Below are 20,341 nucleotides of genomic sequence, written 5' to 3' on the forward strand. Positions count from 1 at the left end.
GAAGTATGAGCCATTGATTTGACTGATTTGTGTAGTTACTTACTAGCCTAAATCAAGCTCTGCTTCCCTCCTGATTTACGTTTCACCCCTAAGCAGTTTTGTCAGTCAACCAAGGGAGTAGCCTGTAATTTTTTCAAAAGCCCGGTTGCAATAAATGATGGGATTGTCGGGTAGGGTAGCATCGCTAATGACGATACCTGTACCGCTATATGCGATCGCTTGCTCTAATAAATACAGCAATGTTTCTACAGAACCACCTGGAAAAGGCTCTTGCTGTTGAGGTAGTTCGGGCGGCTGATCTTGAGTGTGATTAGTAAGAAAAATATCTGAACTGGGAGTCATAGAACATTGGGGATGGGGAATGGGGTGGTGGCAGTAGTTTCCCGGTCGTCCGCCCGAATTGCGATCGCGCCCTTCGACAACTAGTGTTGTTTGCCGAACTGTTTTGATGCAGTATAGGCTAAACTCTCTTGAAGATGTAAGCGTGATGCTACGGGAATTGTAACCATTTGCTATGTTGCTTTCCGTAAAAAACAGGAGAGGGTAGATACGGAAAACAAGGGACTGGGGATTGGGGGCTGGGGACTAGGGACTGGCTAAGAGTCCTTCCAATCCCTAATTCCCAATCCCCAATCCCTAATTCCCAATTCCCTCATCCCTATTCCCAATCCCCAATCCCCAATTTATGGCAGTGCGGACAAACTAAGCCAGGAAAGAATGCTTGCTGGTAGTTGCGTATTGAAGCGCAGAGGCATTTTTGGGGTAGAAAAAGATTGGGTGTAGGCGGGTGAGAGAAACGGTTCGTAAGTTGGGGCGGCTGGAGTTAGTTGTTTGACAAACGAGAGGCCGATCCCTTGGAGCAACTGACGCATAGGAGTAGCAACCATGCCTGTTCTTTCGTTAACCAGGGTACTTCGGGTGAGAACTTCGCCTTGGGAGCCGGGGCTAAAGTCGCTAATGCTTAAGTGAGTGCCACCGATGGCCGTGATCAAGTATTTTGGATTAGGTAGTTGCTTAAAAGGTCGCAGCTGATGGTTCAGTGCTGGGGTGAGGTTGTCATCTGTCCCAGTCAAGATTAAGGTGGGGGTGGCAACTTGGGCAAGTCCAGTTTTGCCAAACAATTGTCCGATAACCGGGTTGAGCGCGATCGCGCCCGCTATCCGGCGATCGCGCAATTGCACTCTCTTTTCAGGTAAATCCGCAGCTGCACACTGCAACCAGTCTCCCCCAGATTTCAAAAGCGGGTTGCGATTTTTGCACACGGATCGCAATTCGTCTAAATTCAGTTCGGCTCCTGCCAAAGCTAAAGCTGTGTAACCGCCCAAGGAGTGACCGATGGCGGTGACTTTCTCGGTATTTAGCTTACCTTGTAGGGAGCCTGGTTTCTGGTTTAGCTTTTTTAACCGATCTAGCAAAAAACTAACGTCTTCAGGTGTGGCGATAAACTCGGACGCTGGTAGCAAGGGATCAAGTCCAGGCAACCCTACAGGGCTGCTGCCTAAATGCTCGGCAAAAAGTCGGCTGGCATTGCTACCAGGATGCTCGATGGCGGCGACGGTTACACCGTGGGATGCTAGATGACGGGCTAGGTAGCCTAAAAATGAGCGGTCAGCACCAAAGCCGTGAGAGATGACTACCAATGGGATGTTGAGTTGCTGCGGTTTCGGTGAGGGAGACAAATCTTTCTTGTCTCCCTGATCTCCCGCTTTTGCCTCTCTCCTTATTACCTCTGGCAGTTCTTTCCAGACTGGGGCGGAGAATGAGTTTGCCCAGTAGAGATCGACGATGATTTCGCGATCGCGTCTTCGGTCGTAAAAACTCCGAGTTTGTTTGTGCACTCTCTCAGAACCGAAAGCTGCTGGGTTAAAGGCTGGGCTGAAATTTTCCCCGGCGACAGTCAATTCCCGTTCTAAGAGCAAGCTTAAAGCTTTACTCTCCCAGTAGGGGGCGTTAAATTCAAGGACAATAGCGATCGCGCTTGAAGCATCTAAGGTTATCGTTTCCGCTGGGTATGCCTGCAAAAAGCTGATAACGCTTAAGCCGTTGCTTTGTCGCACAGCTAGACTCAAGGCAGCTTGCATTTTTTCAATGTTACTGTCGGGCAAAGCCACGCCGATTTTCTCGATTAACTCTTTTCCTACTGGCGATCGCAACAGGTCTTTAACTACTTTGTCTCCCAATTTGGGATCTAGCTGCAAACTAGATTTAAGCGTTTCCCGAAATTGAGGAGTTAACAAAACCTGGTAGTGCTTAAGCGTCCGGGGAACTTTCCCCGTTTTGGCAAATTCTTCTAAGTCGCTGAGTGCTACTGACTGGTGAAATGGCCCCAAGCGCATTTTCACTCGTTCGGCGGCTAACACCGGAGCGAGACTCGATGAGAGTGCGATCGCTCCGCCAGAAAGCGCGATCGCTGCACTCCAGAAAATTCTTTTTCTCCAGCTTCCAGAAATTGCTTTCCCGGGACGTTTTGATCCGGTCTGAGTTTGTTGAGTCATTTGCCGTAACGCCCTACCACAAGACCAGTCAAGCTTTAACTTCATCATTACTCCTCTGACCAAAGAATTAAAAATGCCAAATTAAACATAAAAAAAGAACTATTTCCCTTTTTATTTTTAATTTTTAGTTTTTAATTTTTTCCAGTGCGGCTATAAGAAGGATACGCGGGAGCCGTATAACCTTTCAACCCATTGGCAACTATACCCAAGACAGAGCCACCAGAGATTTTTAATCCATCTAGTGCCTTCATCAGCATAGTACGGTCTGTTTTGTCAATTCCCACAACCAGCACAGTACCATCTGTATTAGCAGCCAGAATGTTGCTATCTGCAAGACCGACCAGGGGAGGCGAGTCGTAGATAACTAAGTCAAAACGGGCTTGAAATTGCTCGATGAGATACTGCATTTTATCTGACGAGAGCAATTTTATTGGGTCTGAGGAATTTTGACCTGCGGTTAACACGAAGAGGTTCTTATCTGAGGGCGATCGCCCAATGGCATCATTAATACTCAAGTCTGTAGCGATGACATCCCCTAATCCACGCACGTTGGGTAAATTCAACCGACTATGCAAACTCGGACGGCGCAAATCTGCGTCTACTAATAATACCCGTTGACCGATTGCTGCTGCTGCCAACGCCAGGTTAATCGCCACAGTAGACTTGCCATCTCCGGGTACAGCTGAACTAACTGCTAACGAAGTAATCGGTCTATTGGCACTAATTAAGCGAATATTTGTATACAGAGAGCGGAATGCTTCCAAGAATGGGGAGTCGGTGTAAAAATTCAAGGAAGCTCTGCCATTGCCATTATTAACAAGATTGCCGCCCAAACTTTCATTTAGACTACCTACCTCCGGTAAAGAAGCAAATTCTTTTTGTTTCTTGGGAAGTTTTTTGAGTTCTTTGGCGAAAGGAATCACCCCAAGTATCGGTAGTTTAGTTTCACCTTTTACATCTTCAGGGGTGTGGAATACTGTATTGAGAGCTTCTATCAGGAAACCCAGCCCAATGCTAAGAAGCGCACTCAAAACGATTGCGATCGCTAACTGTTTTTTAGTTTGTTTCGTAGCAACTGATAGCAGGTTGCCCTCTTCATCAACTCGTAGCTGAGGATTTTCAATCAATTCCCAAGGCACTTCCTGCTGGGCAGCATCTAGCCTCAATGCTTCGCGTTTGGCTAAAAACTCCTTTAAATTCTGCGTCGCTACTTCTAATTTCCGCTGTAAATCTCCATACTGTCGGGAAACATCTGGCAATTGTTGAAGTTTTTGCTTTACCTGCCTTTCAGTTTGAGCAATCGTTTGGTAGCGATTCTCCAATCCTTCAAGTTGCCCAGCAACTTTTTTCAGAATTCCTTCAGCTTGTTGACGCAACAAATTTTGTATATTTTGTTGCCTTTCCCTTAAAACCTGAATAGGTGGGCTGTCTTCACGGAATTGGGGAGACATTGACGCAATCTCAGTTTCTAGCCCCTGTAGCTTTCCAATTAACGTTTCATATGTCTTGGAATCTGTAGCTAAAACTCCGGTAGGATTCCCTTCCCTCAACTGTTTTTGCAGAGTAGCGTAAAACGCTCGCGTTTCCGCCAATTGTACTTGAGTATCTAATCGATCTTTCTCCAAAGCCAGAGCTTGCTGAAACAGCAAAGTGTCTGCTTGTTCCGGATCGCTCACATTGTACTGCTGTCGCAATTTTTGCAGCTGTCCTTGCAGTGTATCAACTTGCCCCCGTAGCTGCGGGAGCTGCTGATTAATAAAATCCAGTCCCTGTTTTAGGCTTGACAAGCGCTCTTGTTGGCTGTACTTAAGATAATTTCGAGAGAGTTTATCCAATATAAAATTTACTTTTTCGGGATTCTTATCTCGATAACTAACTTCTAAAATTTTTGTCCCATATTGCGTCCCATCTTTCTCATAATTAACTCTAAATATTAATAGCTTTGTAATCATGGAGTTATAGTTAATATCAGGATATTTTTTCTGCATATCCTTAATAACTGGCGCCATCAATTTGCTACTAAGCAAAACCCTAATTTGAGTTTCATAATCCAATAAACTAGATTTTTCTACTTCAATTTTTTGGATATCTGCATTATTTGTTTGAGAGGATAAAAATTGCTTTGCCAATCTGTCTTCAGCGGTGACAGGCTCAACTAAAATCCGAAATGAGCCTTCATACTCCGGAACAATACTTTTTGACTTCAAAACGATCGTGCTTCCAGAGATGGCAGTCAATACAATTGCTACCCCTGCCATAATTGGCAAACGGCGACGCACAACTCCTAACAGCCACGCTAAATCTAATTTCTGTTCATCACCGTCGTCAGGTTTGACAGTGAGCTGTCCCGGCAATGATTGAGGCTGGTTTCCTCCGCCATTACGCCTATTAATAAACGCCTGTGAATCGTGTTCGGTATCCATTTAACACTTAGAGAAAGGTTAGCTACATAAAACCCAAAAAAAGATGCACCCGAAACACCCAAATTACTGCCTATCCAAGATTCCGAAGAGACTAAAAATGTTAAAGAAAGTGAAAACTTTCTCAATGGGTTCTAAAAATGTTCTCACGCTGTCACCAGTCTTAGCACTACCAGAACGGCTGACTACAATAATGTCGTTTTCCCGTAGCAGTGGATTATTTTGCTCATTGATTCCTTGGGCTAAATCAATTTTTACTTTACTTTTCGACACCGTGCCGTCAGGATTGAGACGAATCAGATCGACAGCCTTGCGATCTGCTCTAGCATCGTTAAATCCTCCCGCAGTTAGCAAGGCTTGATTCAAGGTTGTATTGGGTGCAACCTCCACGACTCCAGGTTTTTTAACTTCTCCTACCACACTAACTTTAATAATACTGGGAGAAAAGCTAGTGGTTGCTAATTCTGTTACTTCTGCGGGGTTGACTACTGTTGCAGTGGGAACAACAATGGTATCTCCATCTTGCAAAATCGCATCTTGAGTCACATCTCCTGTTTGCAATAGTTGCCACAAATTTATATCGATGAGCTGTTCAGTTCCAGATTTTGTGAGCCGACGTAGTTGGACGCGGCGCACATCAGCCAATGGCTTAATGCCGCCAGCCAAATCGATAGCCCGCGTCACGCTGGGAATTCCCAGCGTTCTTTGTTCTAGTGTTGTTTTTCCGCCGATGACGACATAAGATCCAGGACGGTTAACTTCGCCTACGACAGCAACGGTGCGGGGTTTCTCTAGAGGTGGTGCAAACCGAGTAGTGGCTAATTGGCGTGTTTCTGCTAGGTTGACGGTGGTGGCTGTGGGGACATAAATTGAGTCTCCATCTCGTAAATTTAAATCTTGCCGCCTGTCGCCAGTTTGCGCCAGTTCCCAAAGGTTAAGAGTGATGACTTGATCTTTACCTGACGCTGTTTTGCGGCGTACCTGAACCCGACGAAGATCGGCGGCTAGGGTAACTCCTTCCGCCAACTCAATTGCCTGGGTTACAGAAGGATATTGCAGCCCAGGTAAGGTTCCGACTCCTGCTGTCAGGGGAATTGTGAAGCCTCCAGGACGGTTTACTTCTCCCCCCACGCGAATATTTGCGGGACGCGGAGACAGAACGCTCATTGTAATGATGGGACGTTTGAGGAAGCGAAAGTATTTAGAGGAAATGATATTAGCCGCCTGTTCTACGGTTCGCCCTTCGACAGGTATAGTCCCAATCAGGGGTAGGTAGATTGTGCCATCTGCTAGAACTGTGTACTCGCCGCTAAACTGAGGAACCTCGAAGATATCAATGCGGAGGCGATCGCCTCCGCCTAATGTATAAGCTGCACCAGCTGGCACGGGGCTGGCATTAGGTTGTGCTAATGGTGCATTTGGCTGAAAACCGGGTACTTGTGCGTATGTTAGAGACTGGTAAGAAATGGTAAGTGTTGCCCACATTAAACTCGCACAACCACGGGTGAGTTGTTTAGAAAAACCTACATCGACCATACACAACCTACTTGCTTTATCCTTATTAATTTAAGCTTGACTTTCAATAAACTGCCAAGGCTAATATTTTTTACTTCATCCCTTATGTAAATTTACTGATAAATTACTGCAACCTATCCCCGGTCAGTATCTATTGGTTTATTAAGCTGATTATAATTTTTTAAGCTGGCAAGAAATTTGCAGATGTAATAAATTTAATATACTGTAAATTTGTCTTTCATGTATTTATATTTGGACAGGGAAAATTTAGCAGGTTCTTTTAACCAATAAAATAGGTATGAATACTATAACCTCAGAGCCTTTACTTCTTATCATTATTCTAAGCATGGTGGTTATTTATATTTTATTATTATTTAGCAATGCTAGTAATAATAAAACTTTTTCTGCCACTTTAGAAAAAGTTTTTATTATGCTGATGATATTTGCGATCGCTGGTGTAACGCTAAGTGGTTTTGATAAAATACACCCTAGAGCTTTGTATCTCGAAGGCAAAAAGCTTTTTTCTCTCCTTTTACAAATAGGAATCTATGTTGTCGGCTTGTTTATTATATTTTCCCGGCTAAGACACACCCTTAAAGATATTATCTTTGTATATTCAAGAATTATATTGAAAAATCCCTATTTCTGTCTTTTAATGTTACTTCTATGCCTGTCTGCTGCTTGGTCAGGAACCCCAGTATATACATTAAAAGCTAGTATGGTTTTTTTAGGAACTACTGTTTTTTGTATTTATGTTGGAAAACAGTATAAGTGGAAAGAACTGTTTGAATTATTACTATTTACCAACCAAATTATACTTGTGCTGAGTGTATTTTACGCTTTATTCAGACCGTCAATCGGAGTAACTTCTAAAGGCTGGCAGGGAATTTTGCCCCACGGCAACGCTTTTGGCTTCTTGATGGCTCTGACTGCGATCATGTTTTATTTGCAGTCAGTCCGCAAACCCAAGACTAAGGTGCAATCTTTGGGATTTGCTGCTTTAGCTCTTTATTCTCTCCAACGTTCAAACAGCGGGATGGGTAAAGTTTTAATGGTTTTATTGGTAGGTGTATTAGTAATTGTCCGGTTTATAAAAAAATTGCCACCTAGATTGGCTTTCGCTTGCATTATCTTTTTCATGGCTCTGGGAATTTGTCTGACTATTTTGGTAACGCAAAATGCAAAATTTATTATTGTAGATACTCTGGGGAAAGATTTGTCATTAACCGGACGTATGGACTTCTGGCCCCTGGTAATCGAGCATATCAAAGAAAATCCAATACTGGGTTATGGATACTTAGGATTTTGGCAATCTTGGCGAGGAGAAGCCGATCCTGCTGCTGACATCCTAGTAGTGAAAACCCAATTTAAGCCTGAGCATTCTCACAATGGATTTTTAGACCTTACCGTAGATTTAGGTTTGGTAGGATTAGGTCTATTTTTCCTTTCTTTTCTCACTAATATTGCGTTATCAGTAAAGTACATGAAACGCAGTACAGACGTTGAATTAGTCATGCCCCTTCTACTTACTACGTGGGCAGTGATGACAAACATAACAGAAACGGGCTTGATGTCAATTACCTATGCTTGGATGTTTTATGTTTTAGCGACAGTTCGATTGTGCCTGGACTCTACAACGGAAAGTTGTAATGAACCTCCCAGATTGCAAGAACCGCTTCGCTAGTGCGCCTCCCCCTCTTGAAGAAAGCCACGCAAGAGCATGAGCCTCATAACAGGCATTCCCAGTCGGAGGCTGAGAACGAGAAAGGGTAAAAAATATTTTTTCAGCATAATTACGTAGGACATTTGTCTAATAATTTAATTTCAGCGTAATTACGTAAGACATTTGCCTAATAATTTAATAACATACGATTAAATTAATAGGAAAATAACAGCTTTTAGAGGATTTATTTATGGATAGGCCAAGAGACTATTATCAAGCTAACGGATACTATATTTTTAGAAATCTCATTCCTCAAAACATAATTGATAACCTCTTAAACGAATATGCGTCCAAGGTTATCACATCAAATTCTCCTTTTTTTAGGCAGTCAAGTAACCGCTGGCAACCTAATAAAATTAATGATTATGGATATTCCGAAGAATCTTTTCGCGATGTTCACGATTACCCAAAACATTCAACATTTACTGAATCAGCTAGAAAAATTTTTTGTTTGCAGCAAGTTAGGGAAGCATTAACTGAACTAACGGGTATTGAGGAACATAATTTAATGCAAACTATGTTGTTCGATATGAACACTGCTACCCCAGCCCATCAGGATTGGTACTACTTAGACTCTATGCCAAATGGTCATTTACTGGCTGGTTGGTTTGCCTTAGAAGATATTCACGAAGAAGCTGGTAGATTCTATGTTTTGCCAAAATCTCATCTAGTAGATTTTGAATTAACAGAAGATGAGAAGCTTTCTAATCGTTTTTATTTAGAAAAATTGAAGGGTTATATCAATTCTCATAAAGATGAGATTAATGCACCAGCTTTGAATAAAGGAGATGTACTTTTCTGGAACTCCAGAACCATTCACGGTTCTTTGGAAACAATTAATTCTAAGTATTCTAGAAAGTCTCTCACGGCACATTATCTGCCAGCGGTGTATGAATTTGGCAGCCGCAATGCCTCTTCTCCTACTGCTGTAGAATATGCTGCATACAACGGGATGAAATATCGCTTGATTCCTTCAATGTACAAAGAATATTCTCCGGCGGCCAAACTAAAGACGGATTTATTGCAGTATTTATGGGAGCAACCGAAATTGATGCAGACCGCTCAATTTGTGAGAAAAGCTTTGCAAGCTGCTAAAGCTAAATAACTGGATTTTTATAGCATTTGCTACATGAACTATGTAGCACGACTTTTTATTCCCTAGAATATTGCAAAATTGTGATGTTAGACAAGCTGACTTTGGTAAGTCAAAAGTTTAGTCCTGGTTTAAGGAAGGTTGTCAGCAACATAGGTTGGCTGTTTGCTGACAAAATCCTCCAGATGGGCTTGAGCTTAATAGTAGGAATTTGGGTTGCTCGCTACCTTGGCCCTGAGCAATTTGGGTTATTTAATTATGCGATCGCATTCGTCGCACTCTTGGGGCCAATTGCCAATCTGGGCTTAGATACCATTGTGGTGCGCGACATTGTGCGTCACCCAGATAGTAAAAATGAGACGCTTGGTACTTCCCTCGCACTAAAGCTCTTCGGCGGTGCTGTAACAACTTTGTTGGCTTTTGGCGCAATTTCTTTGCTACAGCCCCAAGATAATTTAACTCATTGGCTCGTAGGAATTATCGCCGCTGGAACGATTTTTCAAGCTTTCGAGACTATCGACCTCTGGTTTCGGTCGCAAGTTCAATCTAAATATACAGTTGTTGTTAAAAATAGCGCTTATATACTTATTTGCGCTCTCAGAATTGTCTTAATTCAAATGCAGGCACCCCTAATTGCATTTGCCTGGGCGAGGTTTGGAGAACTTGCCTTAGCTGCGGTGGGGTTGGTGATGGTTTATCAAGCAAGCGGACAGGACTTAAAAGCGTGGCGCAGCACCCTCCCTCGTGCTAAGAAATTGCTCACAGAAAGCTGGCCTTTGATTGTGTCGGGAATTGCAATTTATGTGTATTCCACAATCGATCAGGTCATGCTCGGTTCGTTTAACCAAACAGTGCAATTGGGCATTTACGCCGCCGCAGTTAAGATATCGCAGATATTTGATTTCATCCCATCTATCATGCAGATATCTTTTTTTCCCAAACTCACTGAAGCCAAGGCTCAAGGAGAGAGCGAATACATCAAAAAATTTCAAGCATACTTTGATTTAACTTTAATTTTATGGCTCGTGGTAGCAATTCCAGTTTCTCTACTTTCTAATTATGTTGTTCATTTTCTATACGGCGATAATTACGCTGCTTCAGCTACAGTATTATCAATTTATGTGTGGGCGCAGTTTGGTAGTGGTTTTGGAGTTGCCAGAAATGCTTTTATTATGATTGAAGGCAAAGCTCACAACGAATTATATTTAACTTTTACGGGTGCCTCATTAAATATAATTTTAAACTGGTATTTAATCCCTAAGTATGGTGCAATAGGCGCAACTGTAGCAACTTTAATAACTTATTTTGTTGTCGCTGTATTGCTCAATTTCATAATTCCAGATTTAAAGCCAGTCGGTAAGTTTATTCTCCGCTCTTGCAACCTATATAAAGGTGTAAATAGAATTTTAGAGGTAGTGCGATGATTGAAATTAAACCGAACATTCAGCACCCATCTACCTGTCCCCATTGCGAAGCACCGCTTAAACCTAAAACTATTCTGTGGCAAGGGATGCACGTCTGCGTCGAATCTAAGTGTGTTAGTTGCCATACAAAAATTATTGAGGACTTAGAAGTTGGTCACGCTGTTAATTTTCCATACCAACTTGATTTAGCAAAACACGAAGTTTATGGTCATGAGTTTTGTAAATATTGGTTAGGAGAAAAGCTGCTCGTATCTCTGCAAAATCCTCAAGAGGAGAAACTAGGAATATCTAAAGAAGTTTTTAAATGCCATCAGCGCGTCCTAATTTTAAACTGTATTGATTATCTTTATGGACATAGTTTGTTAAAACTATTAAATGCTCAAAGACATTTAGACAATTATCCTGAGTATGGCTTAATTGTTATTGTACCGAAGTTTCTTAGATGGATGGTTCCGGAGGGAGTTGCAGAAATATGGACGGTGAATATACCTTTAAAGCGGGGGCAATGCTACTATCCAAATTTTGACCGATTTGTATCTGAAGAATGCCAACGTTTTGATGATATTTACGTCAGCAAGGCACATTCTCATCCGAGTCATTTTGACATTAGCAAATTTACCAGAATTCCCCAGTATAACTTTGATAAATATCCGCCTAGAATAACGTTTATCTGGCGTGACGATCGGATATGGTGCAATGCGCTGCTATCGGCAAGTCTGAGAAAGCTGAAAATGCCTGATATTGCCCTCAAGCTTCAAAATGCGCGGGTGCAGAAACTATTTTCAAAGATACGCGATCGCGTTCCGGAGGCAAAGTTTGCGATCGCAGGATTGGGTAGAAGCACTCAATTTCCCGACTGGATCGAAGATTTGCGGGTAGACAAGTTTAATGCAGAAACAGAAAGGGAAATATGCCAAATTTATGCCGAAAGCCGTTTGGTAATTGGCGTACATGGCTCGAATATGCTGCTACCTTCTGGTCATGCTGGCATGACGCTTGACTTAATGCCAGAGGATCGGTGGGGAAATTTGGCGCAAGATATTCTCTACCAGGAGGCAGATGCAAGACTAGCTGCTTTTAGATATCGCTACGTTTCGCTTCAGACTCCTTTAGCACAAATAGCAGCGATCGCTTCCAGCATGATGCTACATTACACCGAATTTAAGCAGAATATGACTGCTGACAAGTATCTATGAAAACTCCAGTTGCTTTGTTAATTTTTAAGCGCCCTGAAACTACTGAAAAAGTATTTGAAGCGATTCGTCAGGCAAAACCTCCTAAACTTTTAGTAGTTGCTGATGGCCCTCGTGCCGACAAACCGGGTGAAGCCGAACAGTGCGCTGCGGCTCGTGCAATTATTGACAGAGTAGATTGGGATTGTGAGGTTTTAAAGAATTATTCGGATGTAAACTTAGGCTGTGGGTTACGTCCAGCTACAGGCATTACTTGGGTTTTTGAACAAGTCGAAGAAGCCATAATTTTTGAGGATGATTGTTTACCCCACCCGACCTTTTTTCAGTTCTGCGAAGAGTTGCTCTCAAAGTACCGGAATGACGAAAGGGTGATGGCGATCGCTGGTACAAGTCTTGTAGGAGAATGGCGATCGCCTCTGCAAAGTTATTATTTTTCCCAGTTTGGCGGTAACTGGGGCTGGGCATCGTGGCGGAGAGCCTGGAAATTTTTTGATTACAATATTAAGCTATTTCCGCAACTTTTAGAGGCTCAGTTCCTAGAACATTATCTGCGAGAACCAAAGTATTATTTATATTGGAAAAAACTCTTCCAAGAAATATATGAATTTCCAGATAGATCCTGCTGGGATTATCAATGGTTGTTAGCTTGTTGGATGCAAAATGGGTTAAGAATTTGCCCAGAAGTTAACTTGATTACTAATATCGGGTTTGGAGCCAATGCTACTCATACTTTTAGCGACAATCCTTTAGCAAATGTGCAGACGCAAGAAATAAATTTACCCTTAAAGCATCCTCAATTTATGATTCAGGATTTCCAAGCAGATCATCTTATTCAAGACAAATTCTTTAATGTAGGCTTTATGTCTAAATTAAAGAGAAAAATAGCACGCACAATCAAAATTAAGTAATAAAACAAACCTTAAAATGTATGAAGAACATAAAAAGCTTCATAGTATCAAAACTCTCAGATTCCCAAATAGACAGACTCAAATGGTTGGGGGGTAACTTTAAAGCTTATTTCGCTAAAAGGCGGAATGTTGGCAAAAACACCTATATTGAACCATCTGTTCATGTACTAGGTTGGGGAAACGTAAAAATTGGTGAAAATTCTGTCATCGGACAGGATACAACAATTGTGATTAACAAACGGGAACCAGGAAAGGTTTCTGTCATCATAGGGGATAACTGTTTTATTGGACGGAGAAACTTTCTAACTGCGGGAGGTCTGATTAAAATTGGCGACTACGCCATGATTAGTAATGACTGTCGAATTTTGGGAAGCGGGCATCTTTTTGATACCCCTTTTATGCCTTATATCGCTACTGGAACTACCTGCGATGACGTAATAGAGTTAGGAGCAAATTGTTGGTTAGGAGCAAATACAACTCTCTTAAAAGGTGTAAAGGTGGGATATGGTTCAATTATTGGAGCTGGAAGTGTTGTAAACTGCGATATTCCTCCATGCAGTGTAGTTGTGGGAAATCCTTCTAGGATCGTCAAAAGATTTGATATGCAGTCTCAAACTTGGGTAAAAGCTAAAGATTATCCCGAAGATAGCGATAAATATATTCCCAGTGAGGCGGAATATTTAGAAATTCTCAAGAAGAAATGTCCCACTACAAGAATGCCAATAATTGCTGTTAGTAAAACTTTAGGCGATCTTGAGTAATATACTGCTTATGAAAACTGTTTTAATTACAGGTGTAACAGGATTTATCGGACGATATGTTGCTCGTCAATTTGCCGAAACTGGTTGGAGCGTTGTCGGGATAGGAAACCGTCCTCCTGAGAATGCACCCAGGCAAGATTTGTTTCGCTATCAACAAATAAGTTTGCCTTCTGCTGATTTAGTAAACGTTATTCAAGAGTTGCAGCCGGAAATTTGTATTCACTGTGCTGGACGAGCATCAGTGGAACTTTCAATTACAGATCCATCCGCAGATTTTAGTAACAGTGTTTCTGTTACTTTCAATCTACTTGATAGCTTGCGTCTTTACGCTCCAAAATGCCGTTTAATCTATCTTTCTAGTGCTGCTGTCTACGGAAATCCCGAAACATTACCAATTCAGGAAAACCAAAGCCTGAAGCCAATTTCACCTTATGGTTTTCATAAGATGATGTCCGAGCAGCTTTGTACAGAATTTTTCAAAGTTTATAACTTACCTACTGCCATAGTACGTATTTTTTCAGGCTATGGGCCGGGATTAAGGCGGCAAGTTCTTTGGGATATGTGTCAGAAAGCTTTGACACAATCTGCACTGAAGTTAAGGGGAACTGGAAACGAAAGCCGCGATTTTATTCATGGGAGAGATGTAGCAAGAGCAATTCACATTTTGGCTGAAAAAGCTGATTGTGAAGCTGAGGTTTATAACTTAGCGAATGGTGTCGAAACAACGATTAAGGAACTAGCCGAGTTAATGTTAGCGAAACTTGGGGAATATGTCCCAGTTGAATTTGATAATGTTACCCCGGTAGGAACGCCGATAAATTGGCAAGCAGATATGAGTAAGCTTACCAAACTTGGATTTACCCCTGAAGTAACTATAGAAAGGGGTGTAAATGTGTACGTTCAATGGTGTCGCGCTGAGATTTTAGGATGGTGAAAAATTTACATATTTGCCTCAACATGGTGGGTGGCTCTGGTTGGCTGGGGGGGGTGCTATATATTCAGAATTTAGCGCGTGCGATCGCAACTTTACCCCCTGAAGAAAAAGCTAATCTCAAACTAACCGTAGCCGTTCACGATAAAGACCTAAATTTGATAGAACCTGCACGCGGTTATGTTAACCATATTTATGCTACTTCTAAGTTGCAGCGTGCTTATCTCAAAGCTTGTAATGTTTTAGCTCAGAGGGTTTCTTTTATTCCTCTGAATCTGCTAAATCCTCAAAAAATTGACTTTCTCTACCCCGCCATAGCCGGAACCCGCACACCTTATCAATGGGGAAGTTGGATTCCTGACTTTCAACACTATCACTTACCCAACCTTTTCTCGCCAGAAGAAATCGAGCAACGCAACCAAGATCATCAACAAATTGCAAGTGCGGCTCCGGTTATTATACTAAGTAGTCAGATGGCGCAGCAAGATTTTAAACATCTCTATCCTGATGCGGCTTCTCGAAGCGTTGTGATGAATTTTGTAAGTTGTCCCGAACCCGAATGGTTTGAGTTATACCCCAAACTAACTCAAAAAAAATATCAACTTCCAGATAAGTTTTTTTTGGTCAGCAATCAGTTTTGGAAACATAAAGATCATGCCGTGGTAATTGAAGCTTTGGGGTTGTTGAAGAAACAGGGTACTACGCCTACAGTTGTCTGTACGGGAAGTGCTACCGATTACCGCAATCCTGATTATTACAATCAACTATTGGCGAGAATTAAAGATTTAGGGATAGGGGAGCAAGTGCGCCTTTTGGGATTAATTCCTCGCGTAGATCAAATTCAGCTAATGAGAAGATGTTTAGCGGTAATTCAACCTTCCTTATTTGAGGGGTGGAGTACGGTTGTAGAGGATGCACGTTCTCTTGGTAAACCTACATTACTCTCTAATTTTCCAGTTCACTTGGAGCAAAGCCCGCCAGATTCTTACTTTTTTGAGCGAAGTAATGCTGAACATTTGGCAACGCTCATAGATAAAGCTTTTGCTACTTTAACGCCAGGGCCAGATGTAAAGAAGGAAAGTTTAGCCAAACAAGATAATGTTGAGAGAATAAAAGGGTATGGTAGGCGGTTTTTAAAAATAGTGCGTGGGGTTCTATAACAGGATTGCTCTGTTTACTTTGTCACATTTGGCAGGAAAATGAACCACTCTAAGTACAGATTACGCAAAGAAAAAGCTAGCTAAGTTCTAATTTTTGTAATGTAATTAAATTATTAGGAGATTGGGAAGATGCCAAAACGATCAGAAAAATACATACATTATGTGCTATTTGATTCGCTGAAGGATAAAAGTATTATTCCTCCAGTGATTTTTTGGATAGCGGTAGTTACGCTATATGCAGTAGCGAATGCTCCGAGAAATAGGATACTTATAGCTGTTGAAGCTATTTTAAACCGTCTCCCTCAAGATTGGGTTTTTACAAATGTCCAAGCAATCTTAAGCCGTTTTACTCCTGGGGGAATTTCTCCAGAGATTCTAGCCAAAACTGCACCGCAGCAATTAGCAGAGATTACTACTACTTATGGCATTATCCCTATCAAAGGAATGCTCTTTTTTATAGCAACTTTAGTAGTTGCTATGCCAATTTTAATGTCGGTTATCAAGTCGCGTTTTTTCCTGTTTAATGCTGGGTTTAAAAGGAGAGTGATCGCATCCTTAGGCATCTTCCTAATTTTATCCTTACTTATCCTTCCTTTCAGATATCCTTTAGGCACAGCAGTAATGGGTTTAGAGTATGCTATCAGGAGCTTGGAGCCTTTTAGTCAAAACGCAGACTGGTATTATAGACGGCTGCTCATGCTGGCGATCGCTAACTTTATTCACTTGACCGGCCCTTTGCTATATTATATTTTTTCGCTGCTTTGTACTTACGTTTTAATATTGTTATCATTAACATTTATAGAATCAAAGATTTTAAATTCATACAATAAATATCCAAATTACCGAAAACAATTTTTATATTACCTATCGATAGCAACCAGCAGTTACGTGATGTTTAATTATCAATTTCCAGGTTATGTAGATCAGCTATTTTTTATCCTAATATTGCTTCCTGCTTGCATACCAATGAGTCGTCAAGGAAGATTGGGAACACTTGCTCTTGCCTTAGCAACGCATGAAGCTAGTGCCTTTGTCTTTATCCCAATTGTTATCTTCTGTTTTCCCAAACGAGAAGTATTAACTGCTTTATCTTTAGTACCAATTTATTGTTTTATTTGGTTTGCGGGTAGTGGATTTTCTCTGGATAGTCCAGTTAAGGCACACTTGATACTGGAGAATAAGACAGCTTTGCAGTATATGGCGGAAAATCCACTGATGGGATTAGCCGGATTCTTCTTTTCCTATAAATTACTTTGGGTTATTACCCTGTATATTCTCTGGATACTTTGGCGACAAGGCGAGACACTTTTGGTAGCTGCCATAGCAAGTATCATTGCATTTCCCATATCTACAATGTTTTTGATTGTAGATACCAGCAGAAACGTCGGTTATGGCTTCTTTGGAATGCTGATTGCATTGGCTATACTGCTAGGAGAGGAAAAAAAGTTTCCGGGATTCAAAATGTTGTTTTATATTGCTTTAGCTAATATTATTTTGCCGTCCTATTATGTAGGTTTAAATACAGGTTTTCAAAGTTATACAGGTCTTTATCATCTTATTCCTCTTTTTCCATCTACTTATGTTCCATAGCCCTAGAGACACGGCACCGCCGTGTCTCTACTGAATCTTTACTTAACACATTCCATAAACAAAGATTCTGGGCGTTCTTCTTTTTCAGCAATACCTGAAATTTTACTTTCTCGATACTCACGTCTAACAATGTCCCGAAAACCTGCTTCTTGGAGAATCTTCCGCAATGAATTTTCGTTATAGTGCCAGTGATGACGATTTTTCTCTAGTGTCTGTGTCGCCTCTAAAAACTCCGTTAAAAAGACTTCTGGACAGCTAGAATCGTAACTCTTAATTAATTGATCAAGGTCGGGAACTGCAATCCGAAATATTCCACCCGGCTTGAGAACCCGATAGACTTCCGAAATGCAATTTAGCGCTCCCTCAAGATACAAATGCTCAAGTACGTGTGAGGTATAGGCAGCGTCCACGCTGTTATCATCCCAAGGAAATTTTTTGCTTAAATCGAGATAAGTTAACTGTCGAAAAATGCCTTTTTTATGCTCGTCGTAACGCTCTTTATCTAGCTTTCTCAAGCTAAACATCACATCTGCTAAAAAAGGTACTTTTGTAACAAAAATGTGAGGGGTAATATCGGTATTGATCCAGCCTGGAAAGATTCGATCAAAAGAGCCTAAATTCAATTTCATTGTTGTACTCATGCTTTAATTCTGCATAAGGGGTATATAGTAAGTTTAGTGTTTTTTAGATAGCTTAATAAAAAGCTTTATTAAAGATTTATAAAATATTTTTTTTGAATATTGGAAGGAATTTCAATGTATCAGTTTAGTTATAAAATAAATATAATAAAAAAATATGCGATCGCTCTCTTACAGCGCTAGTATTAATTTCAACGAGATAAACGAGTAATGGGAACAAGCATAGCAATTCTGATAACTTGCTATAACCGCAAGCCTAAAACTTTGGCAAGTCTAGAGGCACTTTTTAACCAGGTATTGCCAGCTGACTTTGAGCTTTGCGTTTATTTGGTAGATGATGGCAGCACCGACGGCACGACGGAAGCTGTAAGCCATACTTATCCTCAAGTAAAAATAATTGAGGGAAATGGCAATTTATTCTGGAACGGGGGAATGCGGATGGCATTTTCTGAAGCCATCAAGCACAACCATAATTATCATCTTTGGCTTAATGATGACACCCTGATTTATCCCGATGCTTTGAGTAAAATGCTGGCAACATCGCAGCGTTTAGCTGAGCAAGGTTATGCGCCAGTAATTGTCACAGGAGCGACTCGCGATCCAGAGACAAATACAGTTTCTTATGGAGGCGTAGAGCGCAATACATGGTGGCATCCCTTCAAGTTCCGCTGGTTAGAACCAGGCGAAGAACCTACGCGCTGCGACACCATGCACGGCAATTGTGTCCTAATTCCTAGAGAAATTTATCAAACAATAGGAAACTTAGATCCTGACTTTAGACATTATGCCGGAGACTTTGATTATGGGTTAAGAGCAAAACAAAAAGGATATACCGTTTGGTTAGCTCCAGGCTACATTGGAACGTGTTCAGGAAACCCTTTGTATGCTAATTGGATGGACTCGAATTTGCCTATCCGCGAACGATGGCAGAAAGCAGAACAGCCGAAGAATTTTACCTTCAAAGAGCGGCAGTTATTTGCTCAGCGCCATGCCGGTATTTTATGGCCTATTTTTTGGTTGTTACCGTATAGAAAATTACTTTTTTCCAGCTTTGGAAAGCGGCGACAGGAAGGAACATGAAAGTAGCGGCACCCTCGAATGGTGTGGATATAAAGACCGTCTGCGCGGTCTTTATATCCTGCTAAGCTACGGCTTAGTTTATTTGCCGCTGACTGCATTTTTACAAAAATGAGACACATTAGTATAAAAATTGAGAATAAGGAATTAAATATGGATAATCTCCGCATCGCAATAGTGGTTCCCTCAGTCGAATTTGGCTCTTATTGGCGGCCAGTTTTGTACGAACTTACGAAAATATGTAAAAATACAATTTTTTATACTGGTTGCCTTTGGCCTAAATTTGATCTGGAAGCTCCCGGAGCTTCCGCTGTTAAACTTGTAGGAAAATTTACGTTTGTAGAAGCAACTCAAGTATCAAGTGGCTATGGCCGCGGCTTCATGGTAGCTTCACCGAAGATTGTAAATGAGTTACTTAAATTTAAGCCTGATGTAGTTTTTGCCAGTGCTTTCTCTATTTGGACTGTATTGGCTCTACTTTTCAAACCTTGGGGAGGTTGGAAAGTTGTAATTATTTACGATGGCAGTTCACCCAATACTAACTTTCAAGATTCTAAATTTCGTTCCTTCGTTCGCCGGTTAATGGTTCGGTTTACAGATGCCTTTATTGCTAATAGCCATGACGGCAAAAAGTATCTTCAGGAAGTGATTGGAGCCGATGAAAATGGAATTTTTACTAAAACTTATTTGGTGCCAGATACGCAAGCTTTGCGGGAACGTCTTGAAGCTGCTAAACAAAGTGAGTTACAGTTAAACCGTCCGGTTTTTCTATTTGTCGGACAAGTGATTTCTAGGAAAGGGATAAAATCCCTGTTAGAGGCGTGTTCGCTTCTGCAAAATCAGGGATACTCTAATTATTCGCTGCTGATTATTGGGGATGGAGCGCAACGAGAGGAACTGGAAGTTTTTGTTAAAAATAGGAGTTTGGCAGAGCGCGTAACCTGGACGGGATGGGTTGAATACGGACAGCTTGGAGCATACTTTCAGTATGCAGATGTTTTCGTATTTCCTACCTATGAAGATGTCTGGGGTATGGTGGTGCTTGAGGCAATGGTGTTTGGCAAACCTGTTTTGTGTTCTAAGGGTGCAGGCGCTTACGAAATGATTGTGGAAGGGGAGAATGGTTATCTATTCAATCCTCTGAAACCGGAAGAAATTGCTGAAGGTATGCGCCGTTTTATAGATAATCCAGATTTAATTGCTTCAATGGGTAAAAAATCGCAGCAACTGATAGCACAATATACTCCAGAAGCGGCAGCAAAAGAAATGGCAGAAGTGGCAATAAATGTAATAGAAACAAATTGATTGGTTGGGGCCGCCAGTGAAGGAGGCACCAGCCTCTATAATTTCGTTCCCAGGCTGAGTTTGGGAACGAAATTATAGGGGTAATGGGTATTTTAGAAAAATAAATGG

Annotated in this window: 16 protein-coding genes; 11 read left to right on the forward strand and 5 right to left on the reverse strand. The window is 41.4% G+C overall.

The genetic code is table 11. The features are described 5' to 3' along the window. Positions 1-105: 105 nt before the first annotated feature. From H6F66_RS20135 to H6F66_RS20150, 4 genes are all read right to left on the reverse strand, one after another. Positions 106-342 carry a PAS domain-containing protein gene (locus tag H6F66_RS20135; RefSeq protein ID WP_190424598.1) on the reverse strand — a complete coding sequence of 79 codons (237 nt, stop codon included), beginning with the start codon at positions 340-342 and terminating at the stop codon, positions 106-108. A 341-nt stretch (positions 343-683) separates the two neighbouring features. Then, a complete protein-coding gene (locus H6F66_RS20140) occupies positions 684-2,543 on the reverse strand; it encodes an alpha/beta hydrolase (protein ID WP_242019348.1) in 1,860 nt (619 codons plus the stop codon). Positions 2,544-2,626: 83 nt separating this feature from the next. Beyond that, positions 2,627-4,918, reverse strand: a complete 2,292-nt coding sequence (locus H6F66_RS20145; protein WP_190424600.1) for a polysaccharide biosynthesis tyrosine autokinase — start codon at positions 4,916-4,918, stop codon at positions 2,627-2,629. Positions 4,919-4,981: 63 nt separating this feature from the next. Then, entirely contained in the window at positions 4,982-6,451 is a 1,470-nt protein-coding gene (locus tag H6F66_RS20150; RefSeq protein WP_190424602.1) for an SLBB domain-containing protein, read from the reverse strand. 277 nt (positions 6,452-6,728) lie between these two features. On the opposite strand from H6F66_RS20150, the gene H6F66_RS20155 reads away from it, so the two are divergent. From H6F66_RS20155 to H6F66_RS20195, 9 genes are all read left to right on the forward strand, one after another. Beyond that, positions 6,729-8,114 (forward strand): O-antigen ligase family protein, encoded by a 1,386-nt coding sequence (locus H6F66_RS20155; protein WP_190424604.1) that lies wholly within the window; start codon positions 6,729-6,731, stop codon positions 8,112-8,114. Positions 8,115-8,343: 229 nt separating this feature from the next. Then, positions 8,344-9,258, forward strand: a complete 915-nt coding sequence (locus H6F66_RS20160; protein WP_190424606.1) for a phytanoyl-CoA dioxygenase family protein — start codon at positions 8,344-8,346, stop codon at positions 9,256-9,258. Positions 9,259-9,332: 74 nt separating this feature from the next. Continuing rightward, positions 9,333-10,670, forward strand: a complete 1,338-nt coding sequence (locus H6F66_RS20165) for a flippase (protein ID WP_190424608.1) — start codon at positions 9,333-9,335, stop codon at positions 10,668-10,670. After that, on the forward strand, positions 10,667-11,866 hold the full coding sequence (locus H6F66_RS20170) for a hypothetical protein (RefSeq protein WP_190424610.1): 1,200 nt from the start codon (positions 10,667-10,669) through the stop codon (positions 11,864-11,866). The genes H6F66_RS20165 and H6F66_RS20170 overlap by 4 nt, the downstream gene beginning before the upstream one ends. After that, the gene (locus H6F66_RS20175) at positions 11,863-12,771 is read left to right on the forward strand and encodes a glycosyltransferase family 2 protein (RefSeq protein WP_190424612.1); all 909 of its coding nucleotides are present in this window, start codon (positions 11,863-11,865) and stop codon (positions 12,769-12,771) included. The genes H6F66_RS20170 and H6F66_RS20175 overlap by 4 nt, the downstream gene beginning before the upstream one ends. A gap of 20 nt (positions 12,772-12,791) precedes the next feature. Further along, complete coding sequence (locus H6F66_RS20180; RefSeq protein WP_190424613.1) at positions 12,792-13,532, forward strand: acyltransferase; 741 nt, start codon at positions 12,792-12,794, stop codon at positions 13,530-13,532. A gap of 10 nt (positions 13,533-13,542) precedes the next feature. Continuing rightward, positions 13,543-14,466, forward strand: coding sequence for an NAD-dependent epimerase/dehydratase family protein (locus tag H6F66_RS20185; RefSeq protein ID WP_190424615.1), 924 nt, complete (start codon positions 13,543-13,545; stop codon positions 14,464-14,466). Beyond that, on the forward strand, positions 14,460-15,623 hold the full coding sequence (locus H6F66_RS20190) for a glycosyltransferase family 1 protein (RefSeq protein WP_190424617.1): 1,164 nt from the start codon (positions 14,460-14,462) through the stop codon (positions 15,621-15,623). The genes H6F66_RS20185 and H6F66_RS20190 overlap by 7 nt, the downstream gene beginning before the upstream one ends. Positions 15,624-15,752: 129 nt before the next feature. Beyond that, positions 15,753-17,213 carry a hypothetical protein gene (locus H6F66_RS20195; protein WP_190424620.1) on the forward strand — a complete coding sequence of 487 codons (1,461 nt, stop codon included), beginning with the start codon at positions 15,753-15,755 and terminating at the stop codon, positions 17,211-17,213. 38 nt (positions 17,214-17,251) lie between these two features. Here H6F66_RS20195 and H6F66_RS20200 read toward each other — a convergent pair whose 3' ends face one another. Beyond that, positions 17,252-17,842, reverse strand: a complete 591-nt coding sequence (locus H6F66_RS20200) for a methyltransferase domain-containing protein (RefSeq protein WP_190424622.1) — start codon at positions 17,840-17,842, stop codon at positions 17,252-17,254. A 219-nt stretch (positions 17,843-18,061) separates the two neighbouring features. On the opposite strand from H6F66_RS20200, the gene H6F66_RS20205 reads away from it, so the two are divergent. Then, positions 18,062-18,931 carry a glycosyltransferase family 2 protein gene (locus H6F66_RS20205; protein ID WP_190424623.1) on the forward strand — a complete coding sequence of 290 codons (870 nt, stop codon included), beginning with the start codon at positions 18,062-18,064 and terminating at the stop codon, positions 18,929-18,931. Positions 18,932-19,081: 150 nt separating this feature from the next. Continuing rightward, positions 19,082-20,233 carry a glycosyltransferase family 4 protein gene (locus H6F66_RS20210; protein ID WP_190424626.1) on the forward strand — a complete coding sequence of 384 codons (1,152 nt, stop codon included), beginning with the start codon at positions 19,082-19,084 and terminating at the stop codon, positions 20,231-20,233. The last annotated feature ends 108 nt before the right edge of the window (positions 20,234-20,341 follow it).

The sequence above is a fragment of the Trichocoleus sp. FACHB-6 genome, from assembly GCF_014695815.1.
In the GTDB taxonomy this organism is placed as follows: Bacteria; Cyanobacteriota; Cyanobacteriia; order Cyanobacteriales; family FACHB-T130; genus Funiculus; species Funiculus sociatus.